At 60.9% G+C, this 23,394-nt stretch carries 23 protein-coding genes; 10 read left to right on the top strand and 13 right to left on the bottom strand.

Annotation, left to right across the window (positions count from 1 at the left end; translation table 11 throughout):
* Positions 1-176: 176 nt before the first annotated feature.
* The gene (locus tag D8U70_RS21640; protein ID WP_130929687.1) at positions 177-914 is read left to right on the top strand and encodes a tellurite resistance TerB family protein; all 738 of its coding nucleotides are present in this window, start codon (positions 177-179) and stop codon (positions 912-914) included.
* A gap of 92 nt (positions 915-1,006) precedes the next feature.
* Here the strand turns inward: D8U70_RS21640 and D8U70_RS21635 are convergent, their stop codons facing one another.
* Complete coding sequence (locus tag D8U70_RS21635; RefSeq protein WP_130929686.1) at positions 1,007-1,465, bottom strand: transposase; 459 nt, start codon at positions 1,463-1,465, stop codon at positions 1,007-1,009.
* Between the two features lie 195 nt (positions 1,466-1,660).
* Here D8U70_RS21635 and ligD point away from each other — a divergent pair, with 195 nt between their 5' ends.
* Positions 1,661-4,294, top strand: a complete 2,634-nt coding sequence (gene ligD, locus D8U70_RS21630) for a DNA ligase D (protein WP_130929685.1) — start codon at positions 1,661-1,663, stop codon at positions 4,292-4,294.
* On the opposite strand, the gene D8U70_RS21625 is transcribed toward ligD, so the two are convergent.
* Together D8U70_RS21625 and D8U70_RS21620 are read right to left on the bottom strand one after the other, a co-directional pair.
* Entirely contained in the window at positions 4,295-4,696 is a 402-nt protein-coding gene (locus tag D8U70_RS21625) for a hypothetical protein (RefSeq protein WP_071172813.1), read from the bottom strand.
* Between the two features lie 80 nt (positions 4,697-4,776).
* Complete coding sequence (locus D8U70_RS21620; RefSeq protein ID WP_071172812.1) at positions 4,777-5,091, bottom strand: DUF2388 domain-containing protein; 315 nt, start codon at positions 5,089-5,091, stop codon at positions 4,777-4,779.
* A gap of 161 nt (positions 5,092-5,252) precedes the next feature.
* Between D8U70_RS21620 and D8U70_RS21615 the strand changes: the two genes are divergently transcribed.
* On the top strand, positions 5,253-5,906 hold the full coding sequence (locus tag D8U70_RS21615) for a DUF2238 domain-containing protein (RefSeq protein ID WP_073471213.1): 654 nt from the start codon (positions 5,253-5,255) through the stop codon (positions 5,904-5,906).
* Between the two features lie 4 nt (positions 5,907-5,910).
* On the opposite strand, the gene sodC is transcribed toward D8U70_RS21615, so the two are convergent.
* Positions 5,911-6,432, bottom strand: coding sequence for a superoxide dismutase family protein (sodC, locus tag D8U70_RS21610; protein WP_016775149.1), 522 nt, complete (start codon positions 6,430-6,432; stop codon positions 5,911-5,913).
* Positions 6,433-6,675: 243 nt separating this feature from the next.
* Between sodC and D8U70_RS21605 the strand changes: the two genes are divergently transcribed.
* Positions 6,676-8,289 (top strand): methyl-accepting chemotaxis protein, encoded by a 1,614-nt coding sequence (locus tag D8U70_RS21605; RefSeq protein WP_130929684.1) that lies wholly within the window; start codon positions 6,676-6,678, stop codon positions 8,287-8,289.
* 167 nt (positions 8,290-8,456) lie between these two features.
* Here the strand turns inward: D8U70_RS21605 and D8U70_RS21600 are convergent, their stop codons facing one another.
* On the bottom strand, positions 8,457-8,888 hold the full coding sequence (locus D8U70_RS21600; protein WP_130929683.1) for a nuclear transport factor 2 family protein: 432 nt from the start codon (positions 8,886-8,888) through the stop codon (positions 8,457-8,459).
* Between the two features lie 528 nt (positions 8,889-9,416).
* Between D8U70_RS21600 and mqo the strand changes: the two genes are divergently transcribed.
* Positions 9,417-11,063 carry a malate dehydrogenase (quinone) gene (mqo, locus tag D8U70_RS21595; protein WP_130929682.1) on the top strand — a complete coding sequence of 549 codons (1,647 nt, stop codon included), beginning with the start codon at positions 9,417-9,419 and terminating at the stop codon, positions 11,061-11,063.
* 68 nt (positions 11,064-11,131) lie between these two features.
* On the opposite strand, the gene D8U70_RS21590 is transcribed toward mqo, so the two are convergent.
* A complete protein-coding gene (locus D8U70_RS21590; RefSeq protein WP_110645576.1) occupies positions 11,132-11,560 on the bottom strand; it encodes a nuclear transport factor 2 family protein in 429 nt (142 codons plus the stop codon).
* A 177-nt stretch (positions 11,561-11,737) separates the two neighbouring features.
* On the opposite strand from D8U70_RS21590, the gene D8U70_RS27800 reads away from it, so the two are divergent.
* Together D8U70_RS27800 and D8U70_RS21580 are read left to right on the top strand one after the other, a co-directional pair.
* Positions 11,738-11,905, top strand: coding sequence for a hypothetical protein (locus D8U70_RS27800; protein WP_024013301.1), 168 nt, complete (start codon positions 11,738-11,740; stop codon positions 11,903-11,905).
* Positions 11,906-12,046: 141 nt separating this feature from the next.
* Positions 12,047-12,811: an OBAP family protein gene (locus D8U70_RS21580; protein ID WP_241664678.1), complete on the top strand. Its 765-nt coding sequence runs from the start codon at positions 12,047-12,049 to the stop codon at positions 12,809-12,811.
* 179 nt (positions 12,812-12,990) lie between these two features.
* Here D8U70_RS21580 and D8U70_RS21575 read toward each other — a convergent pair whose 3' ends face one another.
* Positions 12,991-13,761, bottom strand: a complete 771-nt coding sequence (locus tag D8U70_RS21575; RefSeq protein ID WP_130929680.1) for an alpha/beta fold hydrolase — start codon at positions 13,759-13,761, stop codon at positions 12,991-12,993.
* A 111-nt stretch (positions 13,762-13,872) separates the two neighbouring features.
* On the opposite strand from D8U70_RS21575, the gene D8U70_RS21570 reads away from it, so the two are divergent.
* Positions 13,873-14,832 carry an aldo/keto reductase gene (locus tag D8U70_RS21570; RefSeq protein ID WP_177433990.1) on the top strand — a complete coding sequence of 320 codons (960 nt, stop codon included), beginning with the start codon at positions 13,873-13,875 and terminating at the stop codon, positions 14,830-14,832.
* A 6-nt stretch (positions 14,833-14,838) separates the two neighbouring features.
* On the opposite strand, the gene D8U70_RS21565 is transcribed toward D8U70_RS21570, so the two are convergent.
* Entirely contained in the window at positions 14,839-15,732 is an 894-nt protein-coding gene (locus tag D8U70_RS21565) for a LysR family transcriptional regulator (protein ID WP_071172803.1), read from the bottom strand.
* Between the two features lie 96 nt (positions 15,733-15,828).
* On the opposite strand from D8U70_RS21565, the gene D8U70_RS21560 reads away from it, so the two are divergent.
* Positions 15,829-16,305: a cupin domain-containing protein gene (locus tag D8U70_RS21560; RefSeq protein WP_130929679.1), complete on the top strand. Its 477-nt coding sequence runs from the start codon at positions 15,829-15,831 to the stop codon at positions 16,303-16,305.
* 338 nt (positions 16,306-16,643) lie between these two features.
* On the opposite strand, the gene paoC is transcribed toward D8U70_RS21560, so the two are convergent.
* From paoC to D8U70_RS21540, 4 genes are all read right to left on the bottom strand, one after another.
* Entirely contained in the window at positions 16,644-18,842 is a 2,199-nt protein-coding gene (gene paoC, locus D8U70_RS21555; protein WP_130929678.1) for an aldehyde oxidoreductase molybdenum-binding subunit PaoC, read from the bottom strand.
* Positions 18,839-19,795: a xanthine dehydrogenase family protein subunit M gene (locus D8U70_RS21550; RefSeq protein ID WP_130929677.1), complete on the bottom strand. Its 957-nt coding sequence runs from the start codon at positions 19,793-19,795 to the stop codon at positions 18,839-18,841. Before D8U70_RS21550 ends, paoC begins: the two co-directional genes overlap by 4 nt.
* Positions 19,792-20,415, bottom strand: a complete 624-nt coding sequence (paoA, locus tag D8U70_RS21545; RefSeq protein WP_130929676.1) for an aldehyde dehydrogenase iron-sulfur subunit PaoA — start codon at positions 20,413-20,415, stop codon at positions 19,792-19,794. The genes D8U70_RS21550 and paoA overlap by 4 nt, the downstream gene beginning before the upstream one ends.
* A gap of 270 nt (positions 20,416-20,685) precedes the next feature.
* A complete protein-coding gene (locus D8U70_RS21540; RefSeq protein ID WP_125918696.1) occupies positions 20,686-22,440 on the bottom strand; it encodes an L-lactate permease in 1,755 nt (584 codons plus the stop codon).
* 244 nt (positions 22,441-22,684) lie between these two features.
* Here D8U70_RS21540 and D8U70_RS21535 point away from each other — a divergent pair, with 244 nt between their 5' ends.
* Entirely contained in the window at positions 22,685-22,891 is a 207-nt protein-coding gene (locus D8U70_RS21535; protein WP_016775135.1) for a hypothetical protein, read from the top strand.
* A 51-nt stretch (positions 22,892-22,942) separates the two neighbouring features.
* Here D8U70_RS21535 and D8U70_RS21530 read toward each other — a convergent pair whose 3' ends face one another.
* Entirely contained in the window at positions 22,943-23,224 is a 282-nt protein-coding gene (locus D8U70_RS21530; RefSeq protein WP_110601006.1) for a hypothetical protein, read from the bottom strand.
* Between the last annotated feature and the right edge of the window lie 170 nt (positions 23,225-23,394).

The following is a 23,394-nucleotide window of genomic DNA, read 5'->3' as shown; positions in this document are numbered from 1 at the left end:
TCGACCGGTTTGGCCGGGATAAGGTTCACCACCCATGAATCTTAGCTGGCTCGCGGAAAATTTCTCGGGTGCGATTTCATCGGTGAGCCGGCGTCAGCCCAACGGTGCTGGCGCTATGGCTGCGTCGGTCTATCGTTGCCTGACGCAATCAGGCCGGGGCCTCGGAGGACAACGTCATGAACACCAGCGATTTGCTTGAACAACTGCTGCGAGGCCAGGCCTCGGCGGGACAACAGCGTGGCGCTTCGGCCGGTGACGGTCTGGGCGGATTGCTCGGTGGCCTGTTGGGCGGCGGCAGTCAGACTGGAGCGGGTGGTGCGACTGCTTCGGGTGGCCTCGGCGGCCTGGGTGGTTTGCTCGGTGGCTTGCTCGGCGGTGGCGGCTTGGGAAGCGCCCTCGGTGGCGGCAGCCGAAGCCGTACCGGCGGGACCAATTACGCCGCACTCGCTTCGCTGGGCATGATGGCCTACCAGGCGTACCAAGCCTGGCAACGCAGCCAGGCCAGCAACGCGCCGCAAGAACTGCCACAAACCGCCGACCTGCTCGCCGGCCCGCAAATCGAAACCCACAGCCACGCGGTGCTGCGCGCCCTGATCGCCGCCGCCAAGGCTGACGGCCGCATCGATGAAGCGGAAAAACACCTCATCAGCAGCGAAATCGGCAAACACACCGCCGACCCGCAGTTGCAACAATGGCTCGACGCCGAAGTCGCCAAGCCGCTGGATCCCCGGGAAGTGGCGCAATCCGCTGACGGCGATCCTGCCGTAGCCGCCGAAATGTACCTGGCCAGCGTCATGCTGGTGGACGACCAACAGGACGCCGAACGCAGCTATCTCGATGAGCTGGCCGCAGCCTTACAGATCGATCCGGATCTGCAGGTGCATCTGGAACAGCAGGCGAAAGGGCAAGCTTGAAGCAACGTCAAAAGATCGCAGCCTTCGGCAGCTCCTACCTTTGAAATACGGTGCACCTGTAGGAGCTGCCGAAGGCTGCGATCTTTTGATTTTCAGAGCCAAATGGCATCCCACAAAGGGTAGTCCCCAAGGCGCGCCACCAGACCGGCTCTTACAGGATTCTTGACTACATAGAGCGCAGCGGCTCTAAGATCCTCATCCCGCCTCAAGGCGCGGTCGTAATAGCCTCGCTGCCATAATTGTCCCTGGCGACCATGCCTTCGATTGTATGCCTGGCAACTTCGGGATTTAACGCGGCACATCAAATCTGCAAGCGAGCCCTCGTTGAGCTCAACTAGCCAATGCAGATGGTCTGGCATTACGACCCAAGCCAGAGAGGTGGCTAACCCGGCTTCACTGCAACGTCTCAGCTCGTTGACCACCAGCCTCCCGTCGTGCCAACTGGTAAAAACACGCTCACGTCGGTTAACCACAGCGGTCAGTAAATAAATTCTTCCGGTTTCAGAGTATCGGCCCGTTCTCAGACGACAGGCTTTTGCAGCAGCAGGCATTCCATTGCCTCCCTTTCAAGAACTTGAAAAAACCTTAGCGTCTGCACTCTGTTTAGCCAGCCCCAGCCAATTACTGGATGTGTCGTTACAAGCCCCGGCCGCTCCATCCGTCCGGGGCTTTTTTACCTCGATTGAATTTTTCCGCCGCCGAGTTGCTCTTCTGCATAACAGAACCCGTCTGCCATCGGTGTGCTCATGAACAGGAACCTCGACGATTACAACCGCATGCGTGATTTTTCCGCGACGTCGGAGCCGGCCGCAGTCAAGCGCTCGGGCCGAAAGTCGGCCAAGGATCATGCCTTGCAGTTCTGCATCCAGAAGCACGACGCTTCGCACCTGCATTACGACTTTCGCCTCGAGCTCGACGGCGCCCTGAAGAGCTGGGCGGTGCCGAAGGGGCCGTCGCTGGACCCGTCGGTCAAGCGTCTGGCGATTCATGTCGAGGATCATCCGCTCGATTACGCGACGTTCGAAGGCAGCATTCCCGAGGGGCATTACGGCGCCGGTGATGTGATTGTCTGGGATCGCGGCGTGTGGATTCCGCTGGAGGATCCGCACAAGGCCTATGCCAAGGGCCGACTGAAGTTCGAGCTGCAGGGCGAGAAGCTCGGCGGCGTGTGGAATCTGGTGCGCACGCACATGCCGGGCAAGAAAGAACAATGGTTCCTGATCAAGCATCAGGACAACGCCGCGCGACCGCAGGATGATTTCGACGTGCTGGTCGCCGAGCCCGACAGCGTGCTCAGCGAGCGCACGATTGTTGGCAAATCGGCGGCTGCCGCCGATAAGGCCAAACCGGTGAAAAAGGCCCCGGCCAAGCCGCGCAAGCAGGCGTCCGGGCAGCTCACCGGCGCGCGCAAGGCCAAGTTGCCGGCACTGATCAAGCCGGAACTGGCGACGCTGGTCGACAGCGCACCCGAAGGGCAGTGGAGCTACGAGATCAAGTTCGACGGCTACCGGATCATGGCGCGGATCGATCACGATGAGGTGCAGCTGTTCACCCGCAATGGCCACGACTGGACGCACAAACTCCCGCAGCAGGCCAAGGCACTGGCGGCGTTGGGTCTGGAATCGGCATGGCTCGACGGTGAAATGGTCGTGGCCAATGAGCAAGGCGTGCCGGATTTTCAGGCGTTGCAGAATGCCTTCGATGCCGGGCGCAGCGGCAACATTGTTTATTACCTGTTCGACGTGCCGTATCTGAATGGCGTCGACCTGCGCGATGTGCCGGTGGAAGAACGCCGCGCCGCGCTGAGCACCATCCTCGGCGCGCAGAAAGAATCCTCAACGCTGCGCTTCTCCGAAGCCTTCGAAGAAACCCCGGACGCGCTGCTCAACAGCGCTTGCCAGATGCAGATGGAAGGCCTGATCGGCAAACGCCTCGGTTCGCCATATGTATCGCGGCGCAGCGGCGACTGGATCAAGCTCAAATGCAAGCATCGCCAGGAATTCGTCATCGTCGGCTACACCGATCCGAAAGGTGCGCGCAGTGCTTTCGGTGCCTTGCTGCTCGGCCTGCACGACCGTGACAGCGGCGAGTTGCTCTATGCCGGCAAGGTCGGCACCGGGTTCAACGAAACCACATTGAAAAGCATCCTCGCCCAACTCAAGCCGTTGCAGACCAAAAGCGCCGCAGTGGTCAATCCGCCCAGCGGTTTCGAGGCCAAAGGCGTGCACTGGCTCAAACCCAAACTGCTGGCCGAAGTGGCATTCGCCGAGATGACCAAGGACGGCTCGGTGCGCCACGCCGTGTTCCATGGTTTGCGCGATGACAAACCGGCCAAGGACATTACCGAGGAGCGAGCGAAGCCTGTGAAAGCTGCCAAGTCCGAAAAGACCGAAAAAAACGAAAAAACCGAAAAGACCAAAACCGCCGACAAGCAGCCGGCAAAGAAAACCGCCGCCAGCAAAAAAGCCGAGACCGCGCCGTCGCAATCAGGACTGGCCGGCGGCAAAGTACGCATTACCCACCCGGATCGGGTGATTGACGCGGTCAGCGGCACGACCAAAATGCAACTGGCGCAGTACTACGCCAGTGTCGCTGAATACATCCTGCCGCAACTCAAGGATCGCCCCGTGGCGTTGGTGCGTGCACCGGACGGTATTGCCGGCGAATTGTTTTTCCAAAAGAACGCCGAACGCTTGGCTATCCCGGGGATTACTGCACTAGACAAGGACATCACCGGCCAGCCAGTGATGATGATCAACAATCCCGAAGCGCTGGTCGGCGCGGTGCAGATGAGTACCGTCGAGCTGCACACCTGGAACGCGACGAAGGTGGATCTGGACAAGCCTGATCGCTTCGTCCTCGACCTCGACCCGGATCCGGCGCTGCCATGGAAGAGCATGGTTGAAGCCACCGCGCTGACCCTCACTGTGCTAGATGAGCTGGGCCTCAAAGCCTTCCTGAAAACCAGCGGCGGCAAAGGCATTCACCTAGTGGTGCCATTGACCCGCAAGCATGGCTGGGACGAAGTGAAGGACTTCAGCCACGCCATCGTCAGCCACATGGCCAAGTTGCTGCCGGATCGTATTTCAGCGGTGTCCGGGCCGAAAAACCGCGTCGGGCGGATCTTCATCGATTACCTGCGCAACGGCCTCGGCGCCACCACCATTTGCGCCTACGCCGCACGCGCGCGGGAAGGCATGCCGGTGTCGGTGCCGCTGTACCGAGAGGAAGTCGCTGAAATCAAGGGCGGTAATCACTGGAACATCTACAACGTTCACGAGCGTCTGACCGAAGTCGGTGATGAGCCTTGGGCGGACATGAAGAAAACCCGTCAGACCATCACCGCCGAGATGCGCAAACGCGTCGGCATGAAAAAGTGATCAGGTGTCGCGCAGCAAGTCGTGGGCGTTGAGCAGTTCGAAGGCGATTTGCGGGTGGTTTTCCAGGCCCTTGCGAATCGCCGCCGGAATTGCCGCGCGAGTCTTGCGACACAGGCCTGGCAGCTCGTCGATTTGAATGGCGATGCCGCGCATGGTGCGTACTTCGTTGAAACCGGGGGCTACGTCGACGCGAATGCCCAACTGCTCGTACATGCGCTGTTGCAGGCGTTTGAGGTCGGCGAGGTCTTTGAGTTGTTCCAGGCGCGCCAGGAGGATTTTTTCCTCGGCACGAGTCAGGCGCAGGATGCGCAAATCCGCGCCGGGCGTTTCCAGCAACGGATCGCGCCCGCAGATGCAGGCGCCGGGAGGGCAGGGTGAGCGCAAGGGCACGGTCGTCGTCATGGCCTCCATCATAGAGGCCGTCGGACATGTTTGCCTATGCGCACTCAGCGGCCGTCCATCGGCCGCTGCGTCCCTCGTGACTACTGCTGCACGCCTTCGTATTGCACGAGAATGGCGTTAGCCAGGTCTTCATCACTGGCGTTCAAGCCAGGGTTGGCCTGACGCACCTGTTGCAGTACCGACTCAAGATAAACCCCACGAATGGCCCCGCCGCTGGCAACGAACGCAGACACGTCGTCACGGGCCGGAATGACCATTTTGTCGTCCTTGAAGGTCGAGTACAGCGACGCGGAGACACCTGCCGAGGTGGCGACGTCACCCGCGTCAACGCGGGCCAGCGCCGAACCGACCGGCAGGCAAAGCATTAAAGAAGTAATCAGGACTAACTTGCGCATGACGTGTTCCTCCACAAGCGCTAAGCAAAAAGGGAAGGGACTACATAACCTCAGAGGTGAACGGCGCGCGGGAGTTCCGTAGGCCGCAAAAACGTAGCGGCGAGGAACCGGGCAAAACCGGCAAGGGTCTACCGCTTGCCTGTATTGCCGAGAATCGACCCATGCTCGTCAGAGTCAGCGACAACTTCGCCCAACCGGCAGATACGCGAATCGAAGCGCTTTTGCTCGCTGGATTTGTCTGCCTGACCATCGCGCTCGGCCTGTTTCCGCGCAGCCGCGTCGACTGGCTATTGGAAAATGTCCTGGCGTTGGCGCTGGTCTTGACCCTGCTGCTGGCGCATCGGCGTTTTCGCCTATCGACGCTGTCGCTGGGGATGCTCTTCGCCTTTCTGTGCATTCATGAAGTCGGCGCGCATTACACCTATTCGCGGGTGCCGTACGATCAGTGGGGCACGCTGTTGACCGGGGTCAGCGTCAACAAAGTGCTGGGTCTTGAACGCAATCACTATGATCGGCTGGTGCACCTTAGCTATGGATTGCTGCTGGTCTGGCCGATTCGCGAAGTGCTGCTGCGTCTGACGCCGTTGCGCGGCGCGTGGCTGGCGCTGTTGACCCTGAATGTAGTGCTGGCGACGTCGGCGTTGTACGAATTGATCGAATGGGTCGGCGGCGCTTACCTGGGCGACGACACTGGCCAAGCCTTCGTCGGTGCGCAGAATGATCCGTGGGATTCGCAGAAGGACATGGCCCTGGCGCTGTTCGGCGCCGGGCTGTCCTTGCTGGTGTTGACGCGCTGGCGTCGAGCGCCGCGCTGAAGGATCAGATCACGCCGCAGGCCATGCGGTCGCCGCCACCGCCCAGTGGCTTGGGCATGTCGGAATGGTTGTCGCCGCCAGCGTGAATCATCAGGGCGTGGCCCTTGATCTCGGAAATTTTCTTCAGGCGCGGCGCCAGCACCGGGTAGTTGGCGACACCATCAGCCGTCACATACACCGCCGGCAGATCGCCCAGATGCCCATCGGCGTAAGGGCCAAGGTGCTTGCCGGTTTTCGCCGGATCGAAGTGTCCGCCAGCCGCCAGTGCGGCGCCTTTGACGCCATCCTTCGTGCCCGCTTCGCAGCTGCCGTTTTCATGGACATGGAAACCGTGAATGCCGGCCGGCAACGATTTCAGGTCGGGTGTGAACAGCAGGCCATATGGCGTCTCACTGACTGTTACCGAGCCGATCGCCTGCGGCGCGCCGTCGGCGCTGACCAGATTGATTGCGACTTTCTCCGTTGCTGCCTGTGCGGTGCCGATTGCCAACGTGCCGAGCAGACCAAACCACAGTGCGCGTTTCATAAGCGTTTCCTTCAGCTGCATGAATGTTCGAAGCGCTGGATTGATAGCCTGCCGGGGTTAACCGGCGATGAAGGCATTATCCAGCGGCGCTGCAATGTGTGACCGGGTTCGCGTTTGAAAAGTTTTGCCGGATTCAAGTCGCCGCTGACATCAGCCGATACGCTCTGTGTCGGCAGTTCCCTGCACATAGGCTTAACTGAAATCCGACAAGCGCAATCCAGCGTGCCCACGGGAGATTCCACGGTGTCGATCAAACTGCGTTTGGTGTTGCTGATTGCGACCAGCCTGCTGACGGCGCTGATCGTGAGTCTGGTCAGCTACGTGGGCAATCTGCGGATGGCCACGGCGGTCGGCGATAACACTGTGAGCATGAGCGCGCTGCGCAATCACATGGAAGCGGACATGATGCACGACGCCCTGCGCGCCGATGTCTATTCGGCGATGCTGGTCGGCCTGGGCAAAAGCACCGCCACCGCCACCGAGGTGCGCGATTCGCTCACCGAGCACGCCGGGCATTTTCGTGAAGTGCTGGATGACAACCTGAAGCTGCCGATCAACCCGCAGTTGCGCACGGCGCTGGAGCAGATCAAGCCGAGCCTCGATACCTACATCAAATCCGCCGAGCAGATCGTCGGCGTGGCGCTGGACAATCCGGATGCCGCCCAGCAACAGCTTGGCACGTTCAATACCGCGTTCAGCCAGCTCGAAGAACAGATGGCGGCGCTCAGCGAGTTGATCGAAAGCAACACCCGACAGACCAGCGAAGGCACCGAAGCAGCCATTCGCAATGCCAATCTGGCCCTTGGTGTGGTGCTGATCGCCAGCCTGTTGTTGCTGCTGGTCCAGGGCCGCTGGGTGATGCGCAGCATCCTCGGGCCGCTGCAGTCCGCCAGCCGCATCGCCGAAAGCATTGCCCATGGCAATCTCAGCGAACCGATTATCGAGCCCGCCGGCAAGGACGAAGCCAGCGTTTTGATCCGCACGTTGGCGACCATGCAGCGTGATCTGCGCAACATGATCGACGTGGTCCGGCGCAACGCTCACGGCGTCAGTGGCATGAGCGAGCAGCTCAGCCACGGCTGCCATCAGGTCGCCGACAGCAGCCAGCAGCAAAGCGTTGCCGCCGGCACCATGGCGGCCGCCGCCAGCCAGATGACTGCGAGCATCGAAGAGATCACCCGCCACGCCGAACGTGCCCTGAGCATGGCCAATCAGGCCGAAAACCTGGCCAAGGAGGGTGGCGGGGTGATTCATCAAGTGGTCAGCGACATGGACGACATCGCCCGCTCGGCACAGCAGTCGGCGCAGGTGATCCGCACGCTGGATCAGGAATCCGAGGCAATCTTCAACATCATTCAGGTGATCAAGAGCATCGCCGACCAGACCAACCTGCTGGCGCTCAACGCCGCGATCGAGGCAGCGCGGGCGGGTGAACAGGGCCGTGGTTTTGCCGTGGTCGCCGATGAAGTGCGCAGTCTGGCGGCACGCACCAGCGCCTCGACCCAGGAAATCGCCGCCATGGTCGCGCGCATCCAGAGCAGCACGCGCGAGGCGGTCACCAGCATGGAGGCCGGCGTGGCGCAGGTCGACAAGGGCATGGCGGTGACGGCGGAAGTCGAGCGGGCGATTCGCGAGATCCTCGACGCCACGCTGAACACCACGCAACTGGTCAACGACATCACCCGCACGATTGGCGAACAGAGTATGGCCAGCAACGAAATCGCCCATCAGGTGGAAATGATTGCGGGGATGAGCGAGGGCAATAGCCGGGTGATCGGGCAGACGGCGACGACTACCGATGAATTATCGAATCTGGCGGGACAGTTGGCGCAGTCGGTGGATCGGTTTCGGTTGTGATAGCGGTAGGACTGGTGTCTATCACGGCCTTATCGCTGGCAAGCCAGCTCCCACAAGGTCTGATGTTGTGAATGCAACGGTGTGTACACCATCATCCACTGTGGGAGCGCGCTTGCCCGCGATGAGGCCAGCTCGGGCAACACTGAATCAGGCCAATGTTCCCTTAATCAAAACCTGAACGCCTGTCGTCCCACCAACAACCATTTCCCACCCTGTTTCTGCCAGATCTGGAAATTTTCGATCTCGGTCGGAATCACCTCAGTCCCCTTCAACGCCTGCGCGGAGAAGTGGTGGCGCACCAATGCGGTATCGCCGGACATCGTGATGGTCTGCTTCTGCATCTCCAGGGTCTTGAATGCGCTGCGGCCGGTTTCGATGTCGGCGATGAATTCCTGCTTGTCCTGAATCTTCCCGCTGGAGTGGCCGTAGGTCAGGTTCGGCGCGGTCAGAGCGTTCAACTCGGCGATGTCTTTATGCAGCATCGCCTGAGTTAGGTGATCAACTGCTTCGGCGACTTCTCTTTCCGCCGGGGCAGGGGCGGCCATGGCGCAGGCGCTGAAGGCGCAGAATAAACCGATGAGGAGGCGGGATTTGGTCATGTTGTTTCCTTGTTGTTATTGGGTTGGGATGACTGGCTTTGTTCGTCAGTCATCGTACAACTTAGCAGGTTATTTTCTCCATGAACAACGAGCCGTTGGCGATGATTTATCAACTTGCGATGCGTATCGCGCAAAAAACTTTGCAGGCCAATGCCTGATCGCAGTCATGTTTGGTTGCCGATGGCCGATAAGTCTCTGAGCGGAAAAAGACTTTCAAGTCGGGAACAGACGCGCGGGTTCGCCCTGACGTGATATTCTCCGCGCCAAATTTTCTTTGACTTAATTCGGTTGGCTGGCCTTTGGGCGGGCCGACGGGATCCCTGTCGCTCAAGCAGCTGAAGCCAATAACGATAAGAAGTCAGTTCAGAAGGGACATTAACTGAGGTCGATGCCACATGTCGGCCTTGTGTGCCCACCCGTCAATATTGAAGTGTGCCGGATTGCGCGACGCCAGCCTGAGCGTCAGCAAAGCGCAACGCAGACTGATAACAACGACGGGCGGAAGGCGTTTTATCATAGGTGCAACAGATGTTTAAGAAAGTGAACACAGCCTTGCTCGGTCTGGCTTTGGCGATGGGGATGTCGTCTGCCAATGCTGCCGAAGCCAAGAAAGTTGACGTCCTGCTGATCGGCGGCGGCATCATGAGCACCACCCTGGGTGTGTGGATCAATGAGCTGGAACCGACCTGGTCGATGGAAATGGTCGAGCGCCTCGATGGCGTCGCCCTGGAAAGCTCCAACGGCTGGAACAACGCCGGTACCGGTCACTCGGCTCTTGCCGAGCTGAACTACACCCCGGAAGACGACAAGGGCAACGTAACGATCCCGAAAGCTGTCGAGATCAACGAAGCGTTCCAGGTTTCCCGTCAGTTCTGGGCCTGGCAGGTTCAGCAGGGCGTGCTGAAGAACCCTCGCTCGTTCATCAACACCACACCGCACATGAGCTTCGTGTGGGGCGATGACAACATCAAGTTCCTGAAAAAGCGCTACGAAGCCCTGCAGGCGAGCCCGCTGTTCGCCGGCATGCAGTACTCCGAAGATCCGGCTGTGATCAAGAAGTGGGTACCGCTGATGATGGAAGGGCGTGACCCGAACCAGAAAATCGCGGCTACCTGGAGCCCGCTGGGTACGGACATGAACTTCGGCGAAATCACCCGCCAGTTCGCCGCTCACCTGCAAACCAAACCAAACTTCGATCTGAAACTGTCGAGCGAAGTCGAAGACATCACCAAGAACGCCGACGGCACCTGGCGTGTGAGCTACAAAAACCTCAAAGACGGCAGCAAGACCGAAACCGACGCCAAGTTCGTGTTCATCGGCGCTGGCGGCGGTGCCCTGCACCTGCTGCAGAAGTCGGGCATTCCTGAAGCCAAGGAATACGCAGGCTTCCCGGTTGGCGGTTCGTTCCTGGTGACCGAGAACCCGACGATTGCCGAGCAACACCTGGCCAAGGCCTACGGCAAGGCTTCGGTTGGCGCGCCACCGATGTCGGTTCCGCACCTGGACACCCGTGTTCTGGATGGCAAGCGCGGCATTCTGTTTGGCCCGTTCGCGACCTTCAGCACCAAGTTCCTCAAGGAAGGTTCGTACTTCGACTTGCTGACCAGCACCACCACCCACAACATCTGGCCAATGACCAAGGTCGGCATCAAGGAATACCCGCTGGTCGAGTACCTTGCCGGTCAGTTGATGCTGTCGGATGAAGACCGTCTGAACGCGCTGAAGGAATACTTCCCGAACGCCAAAGCCGAAGACTGGCGCCTGTGGCAAGCCGGCCAGCGCGTGCAAATCATCAAGCGTGATGAAGCCGCTGGCGGCGTGCTGAAACTGGGCACCGAGATCGTTGCTTCGCAAGACGGCTCGATCGCCGGCCTGCTGGGCGCATCGCCAGGCGCGTCGACCGCTGCACCGATCATGCTGAGCGTGCTGCAGAAAGTCTTCAAAGACAAAGTCGCAACCCCTGAGTGGCAGACCAAGCTGCACCAGATCGTGCCAAGCTACGGCACCCAGCTGAACAGCGATCCGGCCAAAGTGGCTGCTGAGTGGGCTTACACCGCGAAAATCCTCGAACTGCCGACGCCTCCAGTGATCGGTCAGGTAGCTGCTCCGGCGGCACCTGCGGCTGACAAAGCCGTAGCGCCGAAGGAAAACGCTGCACGTGACATGGCTCTGTAAGCAGACCCCTGACACACAAAACCCACTGAACCGGCGACGGTCAGTGGGTTTTTTTATGCGGGGTGGATTCAGGCTTTTGCGGACGCGAGATAAGCACCGAGTCGCCGACCCATTTCTTCGCCCAGTGCCTGCAACCCGCTCAGCGGCCGCACCATCACTTCGAACTCGACAATCTTGCCGTGCTCATCGAAGCGAATCATGTCGATACCTTTGAGTTCCTTGCTGCCGACTCTGGCGCTGAATTCGAGAATCACATTCAGGCCATCCGCCGTCGCCAATTCGCGGTGATAGACGAAATCTTCGAAGACTTCGAACACGGTGTTGAGGATCATCGCCACCACCGGCGCGCCGGGGTAGGGCGTGTGGGCCATGGGCGAGCGGAACACAGCTTGCGGATCGAGCAGTTCGGGCAGGGCTTTGAGATTGCCGCTGCGGATCATCTCGTGCCAGCGCTCGAGGGACGCGGCGACGTTGGGCTGCAAGGCGAGGTCGGGCATGGTCACTCCGGTTTTTCTTGTTGTCGGTCGGCAATGACTGTAGATCAACCGCGCCGAAAGTGGATCCTCAAGTCTCAGCCTGAATACCGCTTCATGCCCGAAGCGGATCAGATGCGCATCTGATCCGTATTTTTCTGTTTCATCTGCCTCTGTATTCAGTACAGCCACAGGCTCAGAATGCCCCGGCAGTGCGGCCAGTCACCCTCCGACCTCATCCCGCAGCGTCCGGTGCACCGCACACCCAGCCTCAAGGAGCGCAACATGTACAAGATGGCGATTTTTCTCGGCGGCTTTCTGACCTTGACCATTCTGATCGGCGTGCTGGCGACGATCTCTCCAGTCTGATCCGCACGCAGCTTTTTCGAACTCTGCCGTTCTCCTGCTTTCAGTTGCAGAACAGGGCCAGCACGCGCCCGTCACTGAAAGTTCGAGGAGTGAAACATGCGTACGACAACCTCACAGGGACGTTGGGTTCCTATCGGTTTGATGGTCGCCGCATTGACCGGTTGCGCCATGAGCAACACCGATTCGCCGGTGCAGACACCCGGCCAGGCCAAGGCCTCCGACACCGAGATGCTCGAAGTCGGCGCGCAGTGGTTGCAGGACAAGCCGCCGATCCGCGCGTTGAACATGTACCTTGATGGCTTTCATTTTTACAACGGTCATCCCGGCGCGCAGATGGAAGCACACCATTACTGCTCGGCGCTCAACGAAGAAGTGTTCCAGTGCGTGATCTACGACGGCAACACGGCTGAAGCGAAGTTGATGGGCGTGGAATACATCATCAGTCAGCGCCTGTTTACGCAATTGCCGGCACAAGAAAAAGCCTTGTGGCACAGCCATGCCCACGAAGTGACTTCCGGCCAGTTGGTCGCGCCGGGCATCCCGCAAGTGGCAGAAACGCGCTTGATGGAAAAGCTCGCCAATACCTACGGCAAGACCTGGCACACCTGGCACACCGATCAGGACAAGCAACTGCCGCTGGGCGTGCCGCAGTTGATGATGGGCTTTACCGCTGACGGTCAGGCCGATGCACAAATGGTCCGCCAGCGCGATCAGCGTCTGGGCATTGATAGCGCGGAGAAGAAAAAGGCCCGCGCCGAGATCAAACCGGCGCCTGTCGCAACGGGGGCTGATGCGTGGCAGAAGGGTAATGTCATCCAGCTCAACGACCCGACCGGCCATCAACACGTCATGCCGCGTCCGGCTACGCCAAGTGATGAGAATGCGCGAAGCGGCAGCCTGCCATAGCCTCAAGCACTCACTCATGTGGGAGCGAGCTTGCTCGCGAAGGCAGTGTGCCAGCCATGGAAGAATTGGCTGACTCGGCGCTTTCGTGAGCAAGCTCACTCCCACAGGGTTCGGTGTTGGACCAGAGTCCTGGCAACTGCAGAAAACCCATGTGGGAGTGAGCCTGCTCGCTAAACCTTTCAGCGATTCAACACATCCCCCATCCACCGCAAATACTCCCCCCGCTCGGATATCGAGTTGTGCCCCGAATCCGGCACCACCTTCAGCGTCGCCACGCCCGCAGGAAAACGCTCGAACAGTCGCTGCGTACTGCTGCGTCCTATCACTTCGTCATCACTGGCCGCCAACAGCAACGTCGGTGCGCGAATATGCGCCGCGTATTTGCCCGATTCAAAACGATCCTTGAGCAACCATTTCACCGGCACCCATGGGTATTGCCGTTCGGCGATTTCCTCGAGGCTGTTGAACGGGGTCACCAGAATCAGATTCTGCACCGGCCGCTGACTGGCCAGGCGCACCGCCACGCCCGAACCGAGGCTGCGACCAACCACAGCGACTTGCGGATGGCTGGCATAGACCTGATCGAACAGCGCCAGCGCATCTTCGGCAATCGCGGCTTCCGATGGCGAGCCAGTGCTGTCAGCAAAACCCCGGTAATGCAGGAAATACAGCGCGTAGCCAGGAAACGCCTCAGTGAATTCCGGCAGATTTCGCGATACGTCCTCGGCATTGCCGCCGAAATAAATCAGTGCGCGCGTTCCGCTGCGCTCTCGAGTTGTCACCCAGACCTCGGCATCCGGCATCGACAGTTTCATTCGCGAGTCCGCTGTAACCACGGCGGCAGGCTGGGGAAACCAGATCAGCGAGCGCTGAAACACGAACAGCGCGGCGCACAGCACCAGGTACACGGCAATGATGAAAACGACGAGTGACATCAGGGTTCGAGACATTCGGCTACTTTTAACGGGGAGAGAGGTTGGCTGTGGCAGTGTAGTTCAGCGACTGCTCCTGACAGCCGGCGCACACACCGTGCAACAGATCCGCGCAGCAGGAGGGCTCGCATGCGCCACACTGAGGGTTACTCACGTCGCCGCTTGCTCACGCTGGCTGCCCAGGCTGCGGCGCTGCTCACCATTGATCGGGCGTTGGCCGGCAGCGTAGCGCCGACCGCCACTGCGCCGCCCACGGCAGGAGACCAGACCATGCAGACTCGCGCCATCCCTTCCAGCTCCGAGGCACTGCCCATGGTCGGGTTGGGCACCTATCGTGGTTTCGACGTCGCCCCGGGCGATCCGGTTTACCGTCAGTTGCCCGCCGTCCTCGAAGCGCTGTTCAGGAAGGGCGGCACGCTGATCGACAGCTCACCCATGTACGGCCGCGCCGAGCAAACCACCGGTGAACTGCTGTCGATCCACGAACCGCGCTCGCCGGCGTTTCTCGCCACCAAGGTGTGGACGCGCGGGCGCAAAGAGGGCATCGCGCAGATGGAGCAGTCGTTCAGACTGCTGCAAACCGAGCGCATCGACCTGATGCAGATTCACAACCTGCTCGACTGGCAAACCCACTTGCCGACCCTGCGCGAATGGCAGGAGCAGGGGCGGATTCGCTACATCGGCATCACCCATTACACCTCGTCGGCCTATGACGATGTCGAGGCCGTGCTGAAAGCCGAGAAGCTGGATTTTCTGCAGATCAACTACGCTCTGGATGATCGTGCGGTCGAGAAACGCATCCTGCCGCTGTGCCGCGAGCGTGGGGTCGCGGTGATTTGTAATCGGCCGTTTGGCGGCGGCGATTTGCTCGCCCGGCTCAAAGGCAAGCCGCTGCCGGCGTGGGTCTCGGATGTACAGGTCAACAGTTGGCCGCAACTGGCACTGAAATTTCTCTTGGCGCACCCGGCGGTGACCTGTGTGATTCCCGGGACCAGCAATCCGCGCTACATGGCTGACAACGCCGGAGCCGGTTTTGGGCCGATGCTGACCGATGCGCAGCGGCATCAGTTGATTGCGTTGCTGGGTTGAACCGGGTCAATCGCGATAGCGCAACGCCTCCAGCAACAACGCAAACGCTGGCGCTGCCTGGCGCCGGCTCGGGTAGTACAGGTGATAACCGGAAAATGCCGGGCACCAGTCACCCAGCACCTGGACCAGGCGACCGTCCGCCAGAAACGGCGCAACGACGTTTTCCGGGATGTAGCTCAGCCCGAAACCGTCCAGCGCAGCGTCGAGCAATGGATACACGCCATTCAGGGTGACCTGCCCGGCAACGCGCACTTTCAGGCTTTCACCGTCCTTTTCGAACTCCCACGAATACAGTCCGCCATTGGTTGGCAGGCGCAGGTTGTTACAGGCGTGGTCGGTCAGGTCGCGCGGGGTTTGCGGCGCAGGGCGCCGGGCGAAATAGGCGGGGGAGCCGACCACCGCCATGCGCATGTCCGGACCGATACGGGTGGCGATCATGCCTTGGGCGACGTCCTCGCCCAGGCGCACACCGGCATCGAAGCCCTGGCCGGCGATGTCGACGAAACCATAGTCACAGCAAACCTCGACGGACACATCCGGGTATTGCGGCAGGAAATCCTGCAACACCGGACGCAGGATCCAGTTCAGCGAATGGTCGGTGGCGCTGATGCGGATCTTGCCCGCCGGGGTTTCACGCAGGTTGCTCAGGGCGGCCAGTTCCACCTCGATCTCCTCGAAGCGCGGGCCGATGGTTTGCAGCAAGTGTTCGCCGGCCTCGGTCGGCGACACGCTGCGCGTGGTGCGGGTCAGCAGGCGCAGGCCGAGTCGCGCCTCGAGGCTGCGAATGGTGTGGCTGAGCGCCGATTGCGACACGCCGAGTTTGGCCGCAGCCTTGGTGAAACTGCGTTCACGGGCGACGGCGAGAAAGGCGAGCAGGTCGGTGGCGTTTTCCCGAAGCATTGATGATTGTCCTGCATAAGTTTTTTCGGATTCTAGTCGATTATCCAAAGAGTGCGGATCGCTACAGTGGTTGCATCATTTATTGGAGGAAATGCCATGAACCCGATTGCTGCTTCCGCACTGACGCTCTCGCTGCTGGCTGGTGAGGTGCAGGCCACCGAAAATCCCCGTGTCACGGTCACACCGAATGGCTCGCAACCGTCGGCCAAAGGCCCGGCTGACTGGTTTACCGGCACGGTGCGGGTGGATGCGCCGTTCAAAGGCACCGATGAGGCGCGGGTCAGTGGTGCGACCGTAACGTTCGAGCCGGGCGCGCGCACTGCATGGCATACCCATCCGCTGGGGCAGACATTGATCGTTACCTCGGGGGCAGGCTTCGTGCAGGAGTGGGGTCAGCCAGTGCGGGAAATCCGGCCGGGCGATACCGTGTGGATTGCTCCGGGCGCCAAGCATTGGCACGGGGCAACGCCGACGACGGCGATGAGTCACATCGCGATTGCCGAAGTGCTGGATGGCAAGGTGGTGGACTGGATGGAGCAGGTCGGTGATGAGCAATATCCGAAGACCGAGTGAAACCGTTCCCCTCACCCCAGCCCTCTCCCGAGGGAGAGGGAGCCGATTGGGGGATGCTCGAGACGTTCGGCATTCTGCAAACGTGGTGGTGAATCCACTCGACCCCTAGCACCCCATGCAGGTGCGCTAACAGCATGCGACTCACCCCAAGCGTCTCCCGGGGGAGTGGGAGCCGACCGAGGTGTCTTGCGATGTGCATCGACCTGAACTTGCCGTTGCGATTATGGATACACAGAAAGACTTTCACGTCGCTGCACATCCTGAATATACCCGGATCGGTCCCCTCTCCCTTTGAGAGAGGGCTAGGCGGGCGGCGTTCCGATGAGGGGCTTTTCGCTTCAGATCATCTCCGGCAACGAATCAAGAATCTTGTCCAGCGTAATCGGATACTCCCGCACCCTCGCGCCGGTGGCGTTGTAGATCGCATTGGCCACCGCTGCACTCACGCCGCAAATCCCCAATTCACCCACGCCCTTGGCCTTCATCGGCGATGAAATCGGATCGGTTTCTTCGAGGAAAATCACTTCCTGATGCGGGATGTCGGCGTGCACCGGCACCTCATACCCGGCGAGGTCATGGTTGACGAAAAAGCCCAGACGCTTATCCACCGCCAGTTCTTCCATCAACGCCGCGCCGACGCCCATGGTCATCGCGCCGATCACCTGACTGCGCGCCGACGTCGGGTTGAGAATTCGCCCCGCAGCGCAAACCGCCAACATGCGCCGTACGCGAACTTCGCCAGTGGCGGCATCGACGGCGACTTCGACGAAGTGCGCGCCGAAGGTCGATTGCTGATATTTCTCGGCCAGATCACCGAACTCGATGCTGTCCTCGCCGACCAGCGCGCCGCCTTCAGCCGCGTTGCGCAGCGGCAGGCTCTTGCTGCCGACCCGCACCTGTCCATCGGCGAACTCCGCCTGATCCGCCGCCAGCCCGAGCTTGGCCGCCACCGCTTCGCGCAATTTCACGCACGCAGCGTAGACCCCGGCGGTCGAGCAGTTGCCGCCGAACTGGCCACCGGAACCGGCCGAGACCGGGAAGTCCGAATCGCCCAGACGCACCACCACATCATTGAGACCAACGCCCATCATCTCGGCAGCGGTCTGCGCGATGATCGTGTAGCTGCCGGTGCCGATATCGGTCATGTCCGTTTCTACAACGACCTTGCCGTCACGCTCCAGGCGCACGCGGGCGCCGGACTTGACCAGCAAATTGTTGCGAAACGCCGCCGCCACGCCCATGCCGATCAGCCAGCGGCCTTCACGACGGGTGCCCGGTTGCGTCTTGCGCTGATCCCAGCCGAATTTCTCGGCGCCGATCTGCAGGCATTTGACCAGTTGGCGTTGGGAGAACGGCCGCTCGGTTTTCACCGGGTCGACTTGAGTGTCGTTAGCGATGCGGAACAGTACCGGGTCCATCTTCAGTTGTTCGGCCATTTCGTCCATGGCAATTTCCAGCACCATCAGCCCCGGCGCTTCACCCGGCGCGCGCATGGCGTTGCCTTCGGGCAGGTCGAGCGGGGCGAGGCGCATGCTGACGCGGCGGTTTTCTGCGGCATAGAGCAACTGGCTCGGTTGCGCGGCCAGTTCGACCTTGCCGTCAGCAAGGTTGCCTGACCAGCCTTCATGGGCGATGGCGGTCAGCTTGCCGTCCGCCGTGGCGGCCATGCGGATGCGCTGAATCGTAGCCGGGCGATGGGTGGTGTTGTTGGCCATCTGCGGGCGGGCGAGGGCGACTTTCACCGGCCGCCCCGCCATGCGCGCGCCGAGAGCGGCGAGGATCACGTCGGCGCGAATAAACAGCTTGCCGCCGAAACCACCGCCGATGTACGGCGAGATCAAGCGGACTTTTTCCTTCGGCAGGCCGAGGGTTTTCGCAATGTCGCCGACACTCCAGGCGACCATCTGGTTCGAGGTCCACACGGTCAGCTGATCGCCTTTCCACGCGGCCAGTGTGGCGTGCGGTTCCATCATCGCGTGGGACTGGTCTGGCGTGGTGTAGGTCTGATCGAACTGCACCGGTGCGGCGGTGAAGGCCTTGTCGAAGTCGCCGTGATTGACGTCGGGCAGCTCGTCTTTCGGCTCGACGCCGAGGTCTTTGACGCTGGCCAGATCGAACTTGCCCTCGGTGGTTTCGTAATCGACCTTGACCAATTGCGCGGCGGCGCGGGCCTGTTCGAAGGTCTCGGCAACCACCAATGCAACGGCTTGCTGGTAATGCTGCACTTCGGGACCAGCGAGCAGATGCGCAGCGTTGTAATCACCCTTGTCGAGCTTGCCGGCATTCTCGGCAGTAACGATCGCGAGCACGCCGGGCGCCGCTTTGGCCTCGCCCAGATGAATGGCTTTGATCCGGCCTTTGGCGATCGCCGAATCGACCATGAAGCCGTAGGCCTGATTGGCCGCCGCTTCATGTTGTTCGTAGGCGTAAGTGGCCTGGCCGCTGGTTTTCAGCGGGCCTTCGACGCGCTCGGTGGGCTGGCCGACGACCTTCAGGCGGTCGATGGGATTGGTGGTGGCGGGCGTGTCGAATTTCATGCGGTTTCCCTCGCTTGCGCCAACACCGAGGCCAGTGTGCGCTCGACCAGTGTCAGTTTGAATTGGTTGTCATCGGTGGGCGTCGCGCCTTCAAGCAGGCGTTCACTGACTGCTTTGGCACCCTTGGGCAGCAACGCTTCAGCGGCTTCGACCCGCCACGGTTTCGGCGCAACGCCGCCGACAGCGACGCGACCCGTGCCGTCCTTTTGCAGGATCAGACCGACCGAGACCAGGGCAAACGCGTAAGACGAGCGATCCCGCACCTTGTGATAAATGTGCGTGCCGCCAACCGGCGCCGGCAGGGTCACGGCGGTAATGAATTCGCCGGGCGTGAGGCTGGTTTCGATGTGCGGCGTGCTGCCCGGCAACTGATGGAAATCGGCCATGGCAATGCTGCGCGTGCTGCCGTCAGGCTTGACCGTTTCGATCTGCGCATCCAGCGCGCGCATGGCGATGGCCATGTCGCTCGGGTGGGTGGCGATGCAAGCGTCGCTGATGCCGATGATCCCCAGCTGCCGGGTGACCCCGCCGATCGCCGCGCAGCCGCTGCCCGGATTGCGTTTGTTGCAGGCCTGGTGGGTGTCGTAGAAGTACGGGCAGCGGGTGCGTTGCAGCAGGTTACCGGCGGTGGTCGCCATGTTGCGCAACTGCCCGGAAGCCCCGGCGAGCAAGGCGCGGGAGAGCAGGGCGTAGTCCTTGCGCACGCGCGCGTCGGCGGCCAGATCGGTGTTGCGCACCAGCGCGCCGATGCGCAGTCCGCCTTCGGGTGTGGCTTCGATCTGGTCCAGGCCGAGGTGGTTGATGTCGATCAGGTGGACTGGGGTTTCGATGTCGAGTTTCATCAGGTCGAGCAGGTTGGTGCCGCCGGCGATGAACTTGGCGCCTTCGACGTGCGCAGCCTGGGAAGCGGCTGCCGCAGGTGAGTCGGCGCGGCTGTAATTGAAGGCTCTCATGCCGGCACCTCCGCAACTTCAGTGATGGCTTCGATGATGTTCGAGTAAGCGCCGCAACGGCAGATATTGCCGCTCATGCGCTCCTGCAGTTCGGCGGCGATCAGTTTCGGCGGCTCGGTCAGGCTCGGGCTGACGTGGCTGGGAATGCCGTCGCGGATTTCCTTGAGCACGGCGACCGCCGAGCAGATCTGCCCTGGAGTGCAATAGCCACACTGGTAACCGTCGTGCTTGATGAACGCGGCCTGCATCGGGTGCAGCTTGTCCGGCATGCCGAGGCCTTCGATGGTGGTCACGTCACTGCCGTCGTGCATGACTGCGAGGGTCAGGCAGGAATTGATCCGCCGACCGTCGGCGATCACCGTGCAGGCGCCGCACTGGCCGTGGTCGCAGCCTTTTTTGGTGCCGGTCAGGTGCAGGTGTTCGCGCAGGGCGTCGAGCAGGGTAGTGCGGGTGTCTACTTCGAGGGTTTGCGGTTTACCGTTGACTTGCAGGGTCACTTGACTCATGGCCGGTTGCTCCAGACTGGCCGCGTAGGCCTTGAGGCTGATAAAGGGGGGCATGGCGAACGCCGTCGCGGTTACGGCGCCGAGGATCATGAAATTGCGTCGGGAAATCGGCATGGTTCGATTCCTTTTCTCTCATCGGGCGGCAGGATTGCAAAAGGCCCAAACGGGCGCGCCGGCATGCATGCCAGTCTCGTAAAAGGAGTGACCGCAGCGGGAGGGAAAAGGTTTTGTCGGATTTGCGCTAAAGAGTTATGTGCTGAGCTCATCAATTGACCTGTGGGAGCGAGCCTGCTCGCGAAAGCGTCGGGTCAGACCCAGCCGCTGCTGGATGTGCCGACCTCTTCGCGAGCAGGCTCGCTCCCACAGTGGAGCTGTGTTTTGCAGTTATGGCCCACCCACCACCATCGAGGTAAACGGTGCGACATACGCCTGCAACGTCACCAGCCCGCCGACCAGGATCGCCAGCACGATCGAGTGGAAGAACACATAACGCAGAATCTCGCCCTCATGCCCATACCAACGGGTCGCGGTGGAGGCGACGACGATCGACTGCGCGTCGACCATCTTGCCCATCACCCCACCGGAACTGTTCGCTGCCGCCATCAGCACCGGACTGATACCCAGCTGTTCCGAGGTCACCCGTTGCAAGCCGCCAAACAGCACGTTCGAAGCGGTGTCCGAGCCGGTCAGCGCCACCCCCAGCCAGCCGAGCAGCGTGCCGAACATCGGATAGAAAATCCCCGTCGCCGCGAACGCCAGGCCCATGGTCGCATCCAGCCCCGAATAGCGCGTGAGGAAGCCCAGCGCGAGCATCGCCGCAATCGTGATCAACGAAAATCGCACCACCCACAACGTGCGCAGGTACTGCTTGATCAGTTGCGGGATCGAATACCCCATCAGCAGACCGCCAACAATCGCCGCCAGCAAAATCCCGCTGCCGGTCGCGGTCAGCCAGGTGAACTTGTAAATCGCTTCCTCGGCTTTCGGCGCCGCGACCACGGGCGGCACTTTTTCTATTTGCAGATGCAGACCGGTGAAGGTCACCGCCGGGGCGAAGATCGGATTGGCCTCGCGCATCGGTTTGCCTTGCGGGTCGAGCTTGGCCGATTGCGTGACCGGGTCGATCACTGGGCGCGTATCGAACATGTTCTTGAAACCCTGGGTGCCCCAGGCAAACACGAACACCGTGAGAATGATCCACGGCATCCACGCACGCATCACTGCCGGGCGCGCCTGATCGCTGAACGCAGCGCTGGCGGTGACTGTTTCTTCATCGACTTTCGAGTTGTCGACGCGCCCGGACAGCGCTGCCGAGGTGTGGATGGTCGCCGGTTTCCATACCTTGAGGAACAGCGTCAGACACGCCATGGAAATCAGCGCAGCGATCACGTCAACAAGCATCGGCCCGTGGTAGTTCGACACGAGAAATTGCGGGATGGCGAAACTCACCCCAGCCACCAGAATCGCCGGCCACACCTCCAGCATCTTGCGCCACCCGGCAAACGCCCAGATCAACCAGAACGGCACCAGCACCGAGAAGAACGGCAACTGCCGGCCGACCATCATCGACAGCTCCATCTCATCCAGCCCGGTGACTTTGGCCAAGGTGATGATCGGTGTGCCCAGCGCACCGAAAGCGACGGGCGCGGTATTGGCGATGAGCGCCAGACCCGATGCGGCCAATGGCGAAAAACCCAGGCCGATCAGAATCGCCCCGGTCACCGCTACCGGCGTGCCAAAGCCTGCCGCACCTTCGAAGAACGCACCGAAACAGAAGGCGATCAGCAGCAATTGCAAACGTCGGTCATCGGTGATGCGCGCTAGAGAATCCTGCAGCACTTTGAACGAACCGTTTTCGGTGGTCAGGCGATGCAGAAAGATGATGTTGAGCACAATCCAGCCGATCGGCAGCAAGCCGTTCGCCGCGCCGAACAACGCCGCCGAACCGGCCATGCCCGCCGGCATGTCGAAGGCGAAAATCGAGATCAGCAGGGCCGACGCCAGCGCCAACAGCGCCGCCAGATGCGCCTTGACGTGAAAGAACGCCAGCGCCGCGAGCATCACCACCACCGGCACTGCGGCCATCAGCGTGGAGAGTACCGGGTTGCCGAACGGGTCGTAGATTTGCTGCCAGACCATGATCCACCTCTGCTTATTGTTATTGAGGGCGCAGATCCATTGCATGGGGGTAGGTTGCAAGCAGTATAGGTGGCGTTACGCCGCTGTTTGGCTGCGACGAACAAGCCGACAAACGGTCGATAGTGGCCACTGAATCAACGCGCTTTTGCCCGGTCGTATCTGCGGCTGCGCGCACTGCGTCCCGAAGACGCGGGCAGCGTGGCGATTTCCGTCGTCAAGACCTTGGGTTTTAGGGAAGTGTTGAATGAAGCAAGCGACAACCATGCTGCTCACTGTGACCGCCGCCGTATTGCTGAGCGGCTGTATTGCGGATTTTGATGATGACCACCGCCATGGCCGGCACTACGACCGCGACCATGGCCGCTATTACGACCATGACCGGCGCTGGGATGACCGCGATGACGACCGCCGCGATGGCCGTCGTTATCACCGTGATCGCGATGATGACTGATTGAATGAAGAGGGCGTTCCCGTTAAAGGAACGCCCTCTGTGCATCAGCCTTCAGTTGAAAAAACGAGCGTTCGCCTGGACGCGGGATCGCGCAGGCACCGAGGCCTCGTGATCGAGCAAATGGGTGGCGAGTATGTCGCTCAGAAAACGGAACTGATCGTTGAGGCCGACCACTTCATTGCTGAAATGGTTGCTGGCGGCGGGCATCAGCAGATCGTCGAAATCCTTGTTGAACACCAGCGTCTGCGCCTTGCGCGGCACGACGTGCTGTTGGTAGTAGTTGCTGCCGAACACCGGGAAACTCACGGAGAGGGTGACTTGGGTGTGGATCATGGTGTGAACGCCTCGTTGTGTTTCGGATGAGTCAATCGTGCCTTTCATCATGGGAGGGCGGAAGGCAATCGTGGCGATGGTGGATATCGATGGTGGTGATGGTTGAGGTTTGTGGTGCTGCTGTTGGCGCCTTCGCGAGCAGGCTCGCTCCCACAGGTGCAAGGCATTCA

This window comes from Pseudomonas sp. Sample_20, assembly GCF_004307585.1.
In the GTDB taxonomy this organism is placed as follows: Bacteria; Pseudomonadota; Gammaproteobacteria; order Pseudomonadales; family Pseudomonadaceae; genus Aquipseudomonas; species Aquipseudomonas atacamensis.
The sequence above is the reverse complement of the archived record's forward strand: the minus strand, read 5'-3'. Positions and strand labels throughout refer to the sequence as shown.